Here is a 12,041-nt window from a genome sequence, read left to right as displayed (position 1 = left end):
GGGTCTGTGCGGCGAGGTTCGCGGGGGGCAGGGCGAGGGCCGCAAACAGCGGAAAGGCCAGTCTTTCAAACGTCATAAACTCTCCGTAACGTGACATCGGACTTGTGGCAAAAATCGGATTAACGGGGCATGCAACTCTCCAGGGATGCGGAGCGTTGCCGACGAAACAAAGCAATTGCGTCAAAAAGCACGGAGCGATAGAGACTCGCGTTCTGCCTTAGGACATAAAATCGTGGCGGGACCGGATCGTTGACGTTCTCCTGGCGCCTTTGCCTTGGTGCGTCCATCGACCGAAGCCTCTGCGAACCGAGGAATATGAGGGAGTGTCGTTTCTGAATGGCTTACGCTGATCAATCGATGAGTTCGAGCCGCATGGTGGCGATAGTTATCGTCGTCTTGCTGCATGCGGTGCTCGGCTATGCCTTCGTCACTGGATTGGCCTATAATGTGGTCAAGAAGGCGGCTGAGGATTTGAACGTCTTCGATGTCGAAGACGAGCCCCCACCACCAGAGGAAGAGCCGCCGCCGCCGCCGCCCGAGAAGCAGATCGAGCCGCCGCCGGTCGTGGCGCCGCCGCCGATCGTTCAGACGAACGTCGCGCCGCCGCCGCAGATCGTGACGGTCAATCGTCCGCCTCCGCCGTCGCCGCCGACGCCGGTCGCCGCACCGCCGCCGCCGCCGCCGCCACCCGTCGTCAGCAAGGCTGCCGGCGCCAAGGGTGACCCGGCACGCTGGATCACCAATGACGATTATCCGCCTTCGGCGATCCGTGCAGGCGCCCAGGGTACCACGGGAATCTCGTGGGATATCAATACTGAAGGCCGCGTCGAGAATTGCACCGTCACGTCGTCGAGCGGGAATTCCGATCTCGATCGCGCTGCCTGCGCATCGCTCACCCGTCGCGCTCGCTACACCCCCGCTGTCGATCAGGCCGGAAACCCTATCCGTTCCAAATCGTCGCGCCGGGTCCGGTGGGTGCTGCCGGAAGATTGAGTTTCACGAATACGTAAAAAATATCCCTGAACAATTTCAGATTTTGAAGAGGAATAAGCCGAATGTTGATCCAGATTGCAGCCGCGGCCGGAGCCGCCAACGGAGCCGCCGCGCATGCCGGTGAGAATCCCTATGGTCTTTGGGCCGCGCTCGAACAGGGCGGTGCCATTGCATGGGCGGTGTTCCTCATCCTCGTCGCGATGTCGATCTTCTCCTTCTACATCATGTTCACCAAGCTGTTCGATCAGCAGAAGATCATCAATCAGTCGAAGCGCGTGCGTTCGAGCTTCTGGGGCAATCCCAGCCTGCGCGAAGGTGCGGCGAAGCTGGAGAAGAATTCGGCCTACAAGCAGATCGTCGACGACGGCCTGACCGCGCAGGACCAGCACGGCAAGCTGACCGATCCCGTCGAGGCGCATGACTGGCTGCACGGCTCGCTGAGCCGCAGCCAGGCTGCGATCAACTCGAAGCTCAATGGCGGCCTGGCCTTCCTCGCCACCGTCGGCGCGACCGCACCGTTCATCGGTCTGTTCGGCACCGTGGTCGGCATCTACCGCGCGCTCGTGAAGATCGGTGCGTCGGGTCAGGCGTCGATCGACGTCGTCGCCGGTCCGGTCGGTGAAGCGCTCATCATGACCGCGCTCGGCCTGGTCGTCGCGGTTCCCGCGGTGCTCGCGTACAACTGGCTGCAGCGTCGTAACAAGTCGATCGCCGAAGACCTCTCGGCCTTCGCGAACGACGTGCTCGGCTACATGGCTTCGAACGGTGCCGTGAAGCCCGCGGTTGCGACTCGCGGTGCCGCGAAGGTTGCCCCGCCGGCTGCGGCTCCGAAGCCCGGCGTCGGCACGACCACGGCTGGTGCGCCCAAGGCCTGAACGGACAGCGGCGATACTCCTTCGGGAGTGTCGCCGCCGCCATTTGAGGGCGCTCGCAAGGGCGCCCCGAATTCAGCAGGATAGGATCCTAATACAATGGCAATGAGCGTAGGCGACGCGGGTGGCGACGAAACCCCGATGTCCGACATCAACACGACGCCTCTCGTGGACGTCATGCTGGTGCTCCTCATCATCTTCCTGATCGCCGTTCCCGTCGTGATTCAGACGATCGACGTGAAGCTTCCTGAAGTGCGCCACGATCCGACGACGACCAAGCCCGAGAACGTCTCGCTCTCGGTCAGGGCGAGTCCGAACGGCGAGTGCGAGGTTTATTGGAACCTGACGCGCGTCAATGCCCAGGAGCTGCTCGACCGCGCGGTCGCGAAGCTCAAGGCGGAGATCGACAAGAAGGGCGGCCTGGCGAACTTCACGGCTGAAGACATGCCGGAAGCGCACATCCGCGGTGACGTGAATACGCCGTATCGCTGCATCGGCGGTACGATCTTCACGATGCAGATGGCCGGTTTCGCACGCGTCGGTTTCATCTCGGAGCCGCCGGCAGGCAGCTTCGTGGCCCAGCGTCTCTGAGATCAGGAGTAGTTTGACATGGCAATGAGCGGTGGCCGCGACGACGGCGAGCCGATGATGGAAATGAACACGACGCCGTTGATCGACGTCATGCTCGTGCTCCTCATCATGTTCATCATCACCATCCCGATCCAGACCCATGCGGTGAAGATCGACCTTCCGATCGACGATCCGAACGCGCGGCAGAACCCGCCGCCGATCGATCCCGAGAAGAACAAGATCACCATCGACCCCGCGGGCGTGGTTTACTGGAATGGCTCCCCGATCGATCGGGTGACGCTGCGCCAGTATCTCGACCGTACCAAGGTGATGGAGCCCGAGCCCGAGCTGCACTTCCAGCCCGACGCCCAGGCCCGCTACGACACCGTCGATCAGGTGCTCGCGATCATCAAGAAGTCGGAAGTCACCAAAATGGGCTTCGTCGGCAACGAACAGTATCGCGCCTTCTGATCCCGACGGGATTGGGAACAAGAATCAGGGCGGGCCGAAAGGTCCGCCCTTTTTCTTTGGCGTCATCTCTCTTCGCCAGGTCGTAGGCTTTTCGGATGGATAAGGACCCAGACGCTTCGACCATGTTCACCACATCGCTGAACCTGTGCGATCATGGCGCCATGCTCCATTCCGGTGCGGCCGGCGAGGAGACGCTGATTGCACTCGAGCGGATCGCAGCGGCGCTGCCGGTCGATCGTGCCGGGATTCGGCTGCATGGATTGAGCGGGCTTGCCGCTTTGCTGGCGCCCTCGGCGGAGGCCGGCGCGGTCGCCGCCACGGTGCTTGGTCCGCGCGCGCGGCCGGTGCGGGCGATCCTGTTCGACAAGCATGACGGCGCGAACTGGTCGCTTGGCTGGCATCAGGATCGCACGATCGCCGTGCGCACGCGGATCGATGTGCCGGGCTATGGCCCCTGGACGATCAAGGCCGGGCTCCAGCATGTCGTACCGCCCTTCGCGTTGCTCGAGCGCATGGTGACGTTGCGCGTGCATATCGATCCGGTGTCGCCCGATAATGCGCCGCTGCTGATTGCGCCGGGATCGCACCGGCTGGGCCGGATCGCGGAAGCGGACATCGATGGCGTGGTGGCGTCGTGCGGGCAGATTGTGTGCCTGGCGGATCGCGGCGATATCTGGGCCTATGCGACGCCGATCCTGCATGCATCGGATGTGACGCGTTCGGCCAGTCGTCGCCGCGTGCTCCAGGTCGATTATTCGGTCGATCGGCTCGACGGCGGGCTGGAATGGCTCGGGGTCTGAAGCGGGTTTCGACGGGGGCTGATGTCGAAACCCGCTTCAGTCTCTCTTTGGGAGTCCTAGAAATTCACCAGCAGGTTGAGCCGCAGGCGATTGACCCAGTCATTGGGCAGGAAGGTCGGGGTGAACAGCGCCGATTTGGGCTTGAAGCGGTAGAAGGTGCCGTTGAGCGTCACATTGGGCAGCAGCATGTAATCGATCAGTGCGGTGTGCTGCTTGTAGTTCGACGCCAGGTCGGTGTTGTCGTGGCTGAACGCGGTGAGCACGGCATCGACGCCTGCCTGGGCATAGCCATAGCCGACGCGCCAGTCGTGGCGCCTGCTGGCGCGGCCGACGAGCAGGTCGACGCCGAAGCCGGTATCCTGGTTGGTGGTCGCGCCGAAATTATGGACATAGTCGCCGACCACTCGGACCGGCCATCTTTCGCCGAAGCCGTTGAAGGTGACGGCGCCGATGACGTCGAGCAGGTCGAAGTCCGAAAGGTAGCGGCCATTGGCGAAGCGGTTGGTGCGGAAATCGCCGGCGTCGCCGCCCGCCATGCTGCGGAGCTGATAGTCGTAATAGCCGGCGGCGAGTTCGAACCGGACCGGTGCGGTCGGTGAGGTCTCAAACTGGAGCTGGCCACCGATCATGTCGCTGTTCGGCCCGGCGACCGACTCGTCGATCAGGAAATAGAGCCCGTTGGCGCGGAGCGACGATCCGCCGCCCAGATCGAACCGGTAGGTCGCGCTGACTCCCTGCGGGCTGACATCGCCATCCCACACCAGTTCGGTGCGCACGAAATTCTGCGGGATCTTGCCGGCGGTGAGCTGGAGATTGCCGAAATTGCCGCGAATGAAGACCTGGTCGAGACTGACCGTCAGATCGTCGTCGAAATTGCCCAGCGTGATGTCCGAGCTATTGGGATCGTCGGGATCGCCGGTGACGAGCTGGCCGCCGAGCGACAGCCAGTTGTTGACGGTATAGGCGGCGCGCAGGCGCGCGCGCAGCACGCCGCGATGGCGGGTGCGCGCATCGCTGTCGCCGAAATTCTGTTCGTAGCGGACACGGACGTCGCCATTGATTGCGAGCTTCTTCGCGGCGGCCGTTGGCGGGATGCCGGGCGACGAGGCACCGGCGGGATTGACCGGCGCGGCGGGTGAGCTGGCCTGATCGGCCTGCGCCATCTGCCGGCTTGTGATCGCCGCGGACGGTGCCGTGCTCGGGGTAGGGGCGGGGGCGTTCGTCGCGGCGGCGCTTTGCGCAGGGGCCGCATCGGTGCGCGCGGAAACCGTGGCGAGCGCGGATTCAAGCTGCTGGATGCGCGCTGCCGAGGCTTCCTGCTGCGCCTTCAGTTCGGCGATCTGCTGACGCAGCATCTGCAGGTCCGACGCGCTTTGCGCGAAACCCGCGCTGGGCACGAGGCCGAATGCAAGGCCAAGGACGAGCGGCGTCGCCCCGGCCAACAGCCTGTGCTTCAATGTGCGATTGCCAATCACCCGAGCTCTCCCTTGTTTCCGCTGCCCACGCCCAACCGGTTCGCCCCGGTGGTCGAACCCGGCATTCTTGCGATGCCGGACCGGGAAGCGACCCTGGCTGCCTCTAGACCGGCGATCCTGACACCAGACTGACGGCTTTCGTTCAGAATCGATTTAACCGGGGGCAGGAACGGTTTTCCGAGGCCGTCAGGCGCGTCCGGCGAGCACATCGTCGAAAAAGTCGCGCGCCTTGCGGACGACGACGGTCACATCGTGCGCGGCATCGGGCACGATATCGAGCCGGGTCCGCGCGCCATGCGCCGCGAAGGAGTCGGCCAGGCTCCTGATCCGTTCGCCCCGCGTCCGCCCGGCATCGTTGGCGCCCTCGACATAATGGCGGTCGCCGGGGGAAAATGTGATTTCCCAGGTCTCGTCGTCCGATCCGCCGACGACAAAATGCACGGGCAGGTCGCGATAGTCCTGCGGATCGATCTGGATATCGAACAATTCGGGGCAATCGCGGATGCCAACCCACCAGGACCGTTCGAAATCGATGAGCGTCACCGCGCCCGGCGCACCGATCGAAGCGGCGCGGATACGGTCGGGATGCAGGATGGTGAAGCGATGGGTGAAATGACCGCCGCCCGAAAATCCGAACATCAGCACCTTCGCTGCGGAGACGCCGTAGCGCGCGGCAACCTCCTCGATCATGCCGAGCATCACCAGATCGTAGCGGATGTCGCGCTCGGCGATATATTTATACCCGCTCATCTCGCCGTCCTGGAAGATGTTGGCCGGAAACAGCGGGGCCAGGACGATGCAGTTATGATATTCGGCGAATTCGGCGAACATGTCGCGATAGAGCGACTGCATCCGTCCGGTGCCGTGCACCGATACCAGGATCGTCGTGGCACTGTGATCCATCCGATCGAAGCGGTGCGGCACGTACAGCGTGTAGGAGAAACGCGGATCGATTGCCGACGCGTAGATGGTCGTCGGGCCGCTATGATACATGGCATGCATCCGTGCGGCATTGCCGGTGCCGTCCTGGTCATTCATCACCATCGTCCCTCGCACCGCTATCCAACATGATGTCGCCCTCCGCGATCCGGGTCGTGCCGATCGCGTCGATATAGACGCCCATCGCATTCTGCCCGAATTCGCGCCGCAAAAGCGTGGGAATGTCGGCATCGATCTGTCCGCTTGCGAGATCGACATTGACCGCCGCGCAACGCGTGATCGGCCGCATGACGCTGACCTGACCATGGCCGAGGCCAAATATGTCGCCGGCCTGCCAGTCGCGTTCCCGCCAGGCGGGCAGACCCGACACATAGATATTGGCGCGGAAGCGCAGCGGATCGACCGGGCGGCCAAGCGCAGCGCCGAGTGCCTCGACGCTCGCCAGGTTGATGATCGACAGGCAATCCTCGCGGACGTCGGAAAACATATGGTTGTCGGCGGTGACCAGCCGCAGCGGCCCCTTGGCGCGATCGTCGACGAAGTCGGAGATGAACCGGTCGAAGCGCGCGATATCGTCGGGATCCTGCAACGAGACGTCGAGCGCCGGCGCCCCGTTCCGGGAAAGCCTGAGCCGTCCCGGTGCCGTGCCGAAATCCGCGGTCAGCCCGGCCAGCACCGGATGCGTCATCAGCGTGGCGAATTTCATCTTGCTCAGATGTATGGGCGCCAACGGGTCGAACTCCGTCTGGCCCAGCGCGATCGCATAGGCCCGGTCACCCTCGATGCCGTGCCCGGCGGCGATCACCGCCTCGCCGAGCCGTTCGCTGCCGAGCCCTTTGACCGGGTAGCGATAAAGTCCCTCGATCACCGCCATGATGATTGTCCTGTCATGCCGCCATCGCGACGAGATGGCCGGGGGCGACCTCGACATAATGTGGCGAGAGAGATGTGTCGCCGACGGCGTCCGTGGCCAGTTCGACCGGTGCGCCGAAATCGCGCCGGCTCAGCGCGAAGCTGCCGTCGGCGCGCGCTTCGAGATGGGAGAGGGCGGACAGCAGGGCGCGGGTATAGGCATGGTGCGGGCGCTCGAACATCGCCGCGCGCGGGCCGATCTCGACCAGCCGTCCCTTGAACAGCACGCCGATACGGTCGGCGAAATGCTCCACCACGCCCAGATCGTGCGATACGAACAGGCAGGCGAAACCCAGCTTCGCCTTCAGGTCGAGGAACAGTTCGAGGATCTGCGCCTGCACGGTGAGGTCGAGCGCCGAGACCGGTTCGTCGGCGATGATGAAATCGGGATCTCGGACGATCGCCCTGGCGATGCTGACGCGTTGCCGCTGCCCGCCCGACAATTGATGCGGAAAGCGATCGAGGAAGCTGCCGTCGAGGCGCACATCGGTCAGTGCCTGCGCGGCTTTCTCGCGCCGCGTCGCGGCGGAATAGCGGGCATCGAATTTCAACGCTTCTTCGACGATCGCGCCGATCTTCATGCGCGGATCGAGCGATCCGAACGGATCCTGGAAGATGAACTGGACCGGCTGTTCGCCGCGCCGCCGGACGCCGGCAATGGGTTCGCCGCGGAACAGGATATCGCCATCCTCGATCGGCTGGAGCCCGGCGACGGCGCGGGCGAGCGTGGTCTTGCCCGATCCGGACTGGCCGATGATCGCCAGCGCCTCACCCGGCATGATCGACAGGGATACGGTGTCGAGCGCCTTTGTCCGTGCGCGGATACGGCGCAGTCCGGCGGGCTTCCCGGAAAAGGCAACCGAAAGGTTGCGTATGTCGAGCAACGGCGTAGCGGCGGCGGAGGCCTGGGGCGGAGCGCTGCCCGTGATCGGCTGAAGCGTCGCGGCCAGCAACGCGCGGGTATAGGGATGGCGCGGTGCCGCGAGCACGGACTCGACCGATCCCGTCTCGACGATCTCGCCGCGGCTCATGACGCTCACCGTATCGGCGAAACCGGCGACCGCACTCAGATCGTGCGTGACCATCAGCACGGCGGTGCCTTGCGCCTGTGCGGTGTCCTTGAGCAGGCCGAGCACCTCGCCCTGGATGATGCTGTCGAGCGCGGTCGTCGGCTCGTCGGCGATCAGCAGCGCGGGTTTCATGATCAGTGCCGCGGCGATCATCACCCGCTGGCGCATGCCCCCCGACAATTCGTGCGGATAAAGCTGCATCGTCCGTTCGGGCGCGGCGATCTTGAGCCGTTCGAGCATGTCGAGCGCTTCGGCATGCGCGGCTTCGGCGGAAAGTCCGCGATGATGGCGCAGCCCTTCGGTCAGCTGGATTCCGATGCGCAGCGCCGGGTTGAGGCTGGAAAGCGGTTCCTGGAAGATATAGCCGACCTGCCGGCCGCGCAGTCCGTGGCGCACCGCGGGATCGGCGGGCAGCACGGTCGCGCCGTCAAAGGCGATCGATCCGCCGGTGATCGTCGCGTCGGGCGGCATCAGATCGACGATCGATCGCGCCAGCAATGTCTTGCCCGACCCGGATTCGCCGACCAACGCGGCGGTTTCGCCGCGCCGGATCGTCAGATCGACGGTCCGCACCACCGGCATGTCGCGCCCGCCGGTTCGAAAGGCGATCGAGAGATTCCGGATTTCGAGCAGGGCGGCTGCGTGAATGGACATATTCCCCAAGACGAGTGCGGCGCCCGAAAACCCGACCTGGTGGCGCGGATATCGTGTGCCGGAATCTAGATATCTTGCGCTTCCTGACCGAAAAACCGGTTCCCACTTTTTCGGGAAGCGCTCTATCGCGTCAGCGACTGGGTGGAATGCTCGCCGATCAGGCGCGCGAATTCCGCCGCGTCGCGATCGCGCAGCGCCTTGAGGATCGCGAAATGCTCGCGGCTGCTCTCGCTCAGGCCCGCAAAGGTCGAATAGCGTTCGAACGGGCCGCTGATGCAGCATTCGCGCAGATGCTGAACCGTCTGCATCAGCAGCTTGCTGCCGCAAAAGGAATTGAGCCGGTTGTGGATATGATAATTGGCAAGGCGCAGATCGGCATGGCTGCCCGATGTGATCAGATCGTGGAAGATCGTCGCCAGTTCCTCCAGCTCGTCGATCCCCTCATCGGTGATGTTCTCGATGATCTTCGGCACTGCGGCGCGCTCGAGGATGGCGATCATCTCGGTGATCTCGCCAATCTCCTCATCGCTGCGACTGAAGACGCGGAAGCCCTGATTCTTGACATATTCGACGACACCGCGCTCCGAAAGGCTGCTCAGCGCGGCGCGCACGTCCGAACGGGTGGCGTTATAAGCGGCCTCGAGTTCCGCCTGTTTGAGCCATTGCCCCGGGAAATAACGGCCTTCGAGAATATGATCGCGCAGGCGGTCGAACAGAGCTTTCGATTTGGGGCGGGTATGAACGTCCAACATCGTCGTCCTTCACTCGTTCACGCGTCACTTACAGGGCGTTGACGATTCGATCCATGATCATGCGGAATTCCGCAACGCCATCGACTGCTCATCATCCTGGCCGGCGCTTTCTGTTGGGGCGCCGCTTGCGCAGCCACAACCAGATGCCCGTCACCGCCATCGAAAACAGGGTGACGCCCATGATGGTCATCACCAGGCCACGCAACGGGCCATAGGCCTCGCCGGTATGGATCGGCAGCGGCCAGGCGAGGATCGCGTCGCCCGATGCCAGCCGGTTGCCGTCGGACATCACCGTCAGCGTGCCCGTCCAGCGATCGACATAGCCGATATTGTGCGCGCGCGGATTGACCGCGTCCTCGGCGATCATGACGACGCCGAGAATGCGGTCGTCCTTGCCCGCGAAACGGATCTGGCGGAGCTTGCCGTCGGGAAAGCGCGCTTTCAGCCGGTCGAGCGCGTCCTGCCATGACAGGATCGTCGCCGGCCGATCGATTTCGGACCATTCGGCCTCGACCTTCGGTGCGACCGTCGCGACCGCTGCGACGACGGGCCGGAGCAGATAGGGCGCGACCAGCGACGCACCGGTGAAGGCGCTGGCGATGATGAAGAGGAATGTCAGCACGCCGGGCACGACATGGAGGTCGCGCAGGATGCGCAGCGACGGACCGCGCCAGTGGACGGTGAGCGACGCGACGAAGCGCCCGGCGCGCGGCCACCAGAGGATCAGACCGGTGATCGCCATGAACAGCAGGCCGGCCGCTTCGAGGAACAGGATGATCTTGCCCGTGTCGCCCATCAGCAGCGCGACATGGATGCGTTCGAACAGCTGCAGCGGAAACCGCCAGAGCGGGCCGGAGTCGATGACCCGCGCATCGACCGGATCGACGGTGACGATGTCGAAATCGCTGCTGCCCGGCGGTACGATGCGCGCGATCAGCGGCAGATCATGTTCCTGCGGATAGATGATGCGATCGATCCGGCCGTCGGGCCGGACCGCGCGGACATTTGCGATGATGCGATCGAGCCCGGCGCGCGGCGCATCGCCGCCGCGCACCGCGTCCCCGAACCAGTGGGCCAGCGGTTCCTTGTGCGTCAGCATCAGCCCGGTGAACGCCTGGACCAACAGCAATGCCCCGACGGTCAAACCGGTCCAGCGATGAAGCTTGTAGAGAGTCTTGTTCACATGCTGTCCGATGCGATCGCGTGGGAAAGAGGCTGGCCTCGGGCCGGGTGGGGGCTGGATCAGGCGGCCATGCTGTATTCGGTGAAGGATATTCCGAGATACGGGCTGGGCGCTATCCACATCTTCTGCGCGCTCGAATCCATGATCAGCGTCGCGACGGTTCCCGACAGATTGCCGCCCGGCCGCGCCTTTGGCGTGCGCAGGATCGCGTCGGGGGCGCCGAAATCGTCGGCGAACCCCTGCTTCATCGCGGCGAGATCGATGCCGCCGCGCCGCGCGGTCAGATGATCGAGCAGGCGCTGGTCGCGATAGAGCGATTCCGGGCAGCGTTGCAGGCCGGTGTCGCGGATCTTGTTGCGCGCGACCGGGCATTTGAAATGATTGGCATGGACGAGCAGACCGTCCTCCGGCTGCAGCCAGAATGCATCCGACGGGGTGACTTCCAGGCAGACCGCCGACCCTTCACGATGGCTGAGCATCAGGCTGTGCGAAAAGGAGATGCGCGTGCTCAACACCGCGTCGATCGCCGATGCCAGTGTCGGCGACTGGAGCAGCCGGCGCCGGATCAACGGATTGGGCACGCCCATCACGCCGCAATCCTGATCGCATTGCAGCCCGTTCACGGTCAGCGCGATGCCCGCGCTGTTCATGCCGTGGCGCGCGAGCTGGCCTGCCTCGACGAAGCTCAGAATGTCGGGGCCGTCGTCGTTGACGACGCGCAGGACGATCGCGGAGCCTGCGCAGCGCGGATTCCAGTCCCAATTCTGGCCGTGGAGCAGATGGCCGTCGGCGGTGGCGCCGGGCAAGGCGAGGGCCGCAGTGCATTCCTCCTGAAGCCCGGTGGGCGCATGCGGCACATCGAGTTCATTGTCGCGCCAGAAGATGATCTCGGTGCGGGCATTGAGCGCGACGATCGCTTCGACCGGCTGGCCGCTGCCCTTGGCGATGCCCTCGATCTCGCGATACATTTCGGCATCATAGCCCTCCACCTGCTGGCGGAAGCGTTCGGCATAGCCCATCGCTTCCTGCCATCCGATCCCGGCGACCTCGAACGCGTCGCGATAGATGGCGAGGCCGACATCGATGCGATCGCCCGCCTGGCGGCCGTAGCTGATCCCACGCTCATAGGCGGGCCCCTCGATATGGATCAGCGGAAATGGGGTCTGGAGGTCGGCGTAGGTCATGCGTGCTGGGCTCTTTCCCGATAATCAAGCGCTTGCGCGCGTGGTGGGGTAGACGGAAAGGCGGCCCCGGTTCCGGACGAGCGCCGGGAATTTTTTTGATCCGGCACCGATTGCGGACCAATAATGCGGCGCAATCCGGTTTTTGCGCCGGGCACTCGTCCTTCCC

At 64.2% G+C, this 12,041-nt stretch carries 12 protein-coding genes; 5 read left to right on the top strand and 7 right to left on the bottom strand.

All coding sequences use genetic code 11. From position 1 onward, the window contains the following. Positions 1-336 precede the first annotated feature (336 nt). The 5 genes from AC3WN8_RS07755 (at position 337) to AC3WN8_RS07735 (ending at position 3,706) form a co-directional block, all read left to right on the top strand. Entirely contained in the window at positions 337-993 is a 657-nt protein-coding gene (locus AC3WN8_RS07755) for an energy transducer TonB (protein WP_492668824.1), read from the top strand. A gap of 62 nt (positions 994-1,055) precedes the next feature. Continuing rightward, entirely contained in the window at positions 1,056-1,868 is an 813-nt protein-coding gene (locus AC3WN8_RS07750; protein ID WP_492668823.1) for a MotA/TolQ/ExbB proton channel family protein, read from the top strand. Positions 1,869-1,964: 96 nt separating this feature from the next. Then, positions 1,965-2,456: an ExbD/TolR family protein gene (locus tag AC3WN8_RS07745; RefSeq protein WP_492668822.1), complete on the top strand. Its 492-nt coding sequence runs from the start codon at positions 1,965-1,967 to the stop codon at positions 2,454-2,456. An 18-nt stretch (positions 2,457-2,474) separates the two neighbouring features. Continuing rightward, positions 2,475-2,906 (top strand): ExbD/TolR family protein, encoded by a 432-nt coding sequence (locus tag AC3WN8_RS07740; RefSeq protein WP_492668821.1) that lies wholly within the window; start codon positions 2,475-2,477, stop codon positions 2,904-2,906. A 95-nt stretch (positions 2,907-3,001) separates the two neighbouring features. Further along, positions 3,002-3,706: a phytanoyl-CoA dioxygenase family protein gene (locus AC3WN8_RS07735; RefSeq protein ID WP_492668820.1), complete on the top strand. Its 705-nt coding sequence runs from the start codon at positions 3,002-3,004 to the stop codon at positions 3,704-3,706. Positions 3,707-3,762: 56 nt separating this feature from the next. On the opposite strand, the gene AC3WN8_RS07730 is transcribed toward AC3WN8_RS07735, so the two are convergent. From AC3WN8_RS07730 to AC3WN8_RS07700, 7 genes are all read right to left on the bottom strand, one after another. Continuing rightward, the gene (locus AC3WN8_RS07730) at positions 3,763-5,181 is read right to left on the bottom strand and encodes a putative porin (protein ID WP_492668819.1); all 1,419 of its coding nucleotides are present in this window, start codon (positions 5,179-5,181) and stop codon (positions 3,763-3,765) included. A 186-nt stretch (positions 5,182-5,367) separates the two neighbouring features. Then, positions 5,368-6,219, bottom strand: coding sequence for a hypothetical protein (locus AC3WN8_RS07725; protein WP_492668818.1), 852 nt, complete (start codon positions 6,217-6,219; stop codon positions 5,368-5,370). Continuing rightward, on the bottom strand, positions 6,212-6,994 hold the full coding sequence (locus AC3WN8_RS07720; protein ID WP_492668817.1) for an MOSC domain-containing protein: 783 nt from the start codon (positions 6,992-6,994) through the stop codon (positions 6,212-6,214). Before AC3WN8_RS07720 ends, AC3WN8_RS07725 begins: the two co-directional genes overlap by 8 nt. A gap of 13 nt (positions 6,995-7,007) precedes the next feature. Next, positions 7,008-8,756, bottom strand: a complete 1,749-nt coding sequence (locus tag AC3WN8_RS07715; RefSeq protein WP_492668816.1) for a dipeptide ABC transporter ATP-binding protein — start codon at positions 8,754-8,756, stop codon at positions 7,008-7,010. Positions 8,757-8,878: 122 nt separating this feature from the next. Then, the gene (locus tag AC3WN8_RS07710; protein WP_492668815.1) at positions 8,879-9,508 is read right to left on the bottom strand and encodes a GntR family transcriptional regulator; all 630 of its coding nucleotides are present in this window, start codon (positions 9,506-9,508) and stop codon (positions 8,879-8,881) included. 91 nt (positions 9,509-9,599) lie between these two features. Further along, positions 9,600-10,691 (bottom strand): PepSY-associated TM helix domain-containing protein, encoded by a 1,092-nt coding sequence (locus AC3WN8_RS07705; RefSeq protein WP_492668814.1) that lies wholly within the window; start codon positions 10,689-10,691, stop codon positions 9,600-9,602. A gap of 59 nt (positions 10,692-10,750) precedes the next feature. Then, positions 10,751-11,875 (bottom strand): C45 family autoproteolytic acyltransferase/hydrolase, encoded by a 1,125-nt coding sequence (locus AC3WN8_RS07700; protein ID WP_492668813.1) that lies wholly within the window; start codon positions 11,873-11,875, stop codon positions 10,751-10,753. Positions 11,876-12,041: the final 166 nt, after the last annotated feature.

This window comes from Sphingobium sp. FW305-3-2-15-F-TSA7, from assembly GCF_058787155.1.
Note: the sequence above shows the minus strand (reverse complement) of the source record. Positions and strands in the feature narration are given on the sequence as shown.

What these genes read in the sequence shown, in the direction of transcription:
- AC3WN8_RS07755 (WP_492668824.1), top strand. Translation starts at nt 337, where the DNA reads ATGGCTTACGCTGATCAATCGATGAGTTCGAGCCGCATGGTGGCGATA.
- AC3WN8_RS07750 (WP_492668823.1), top strand. Translation starts at nt 1,056, where the DNA reads ATGTTGATCCAGATTGCAGCCGCGGCCGGAGCCGCCAACGGAGCCGCC.
- AC3WN8_RS07745 (WP_492668822.1), top strand. Translation starts at nt 1,965, where the DNA reads ATGGCAATGAGCGTAGGCGACGCGGGTGGCGACGAAACCCCGATGTCC.
- AC3WN8_RS07740 (WP_492668821.1), top strand. Translation starts at nt 2,475, where the DNA reads ATGGCAATGAGCGGTGGCCGCGACGACGGCGAGCCGATGATGGAAATG.
- AC3WN8_RS07735 (WP_492668820.1), top strand. Translation starts at nt 3,002, where the DNA reads ATGGATAAGGACCCAGACGCTTCGACCATGTTCACCACATCGCTGAAC.
- AC3WN8_RS07725 (WP_492668818.1), bottom strand. Translation starts at nt 6,219, where the DNA reads ATGAATGACCAGGACGGCACCGGCAATGCCGCACGGATGCATGCCATG.
- AC3WN8_RS07720 (WP_492668817.1), bottom strand. Translation starts at nt 6,994, where the DNA reads ATGGCGGTGATCGAGGGACTTTATCGCTACCCGGTCAAAGGGCTCGGC.
- AC3WN8_RS07715 (WP_492668816.1), bottom strand. Translation starts at nt 8,756, where the DNA reads ATGTCCATTCACGCAGCCGCCCTGCTCGAAATCCGGAATCTCTCGATC.
- AC3WN8_RS07710 (WP_492668815.1), bottom strand. Translation starts at nt 9,508, where the DNA reads ATGTTGGACGTTCATACCCGCCCCAAATCGAAAGCTCTGTTCGACCGC.
- AC3WN8_RS07700 (WP_492668813.1), bottom strand. Translation starts at nt 11,875, where the DNA reads ATGACCTACGCCGACCTCCAGACCCCATTTCCGCTGATCCATATCGAG.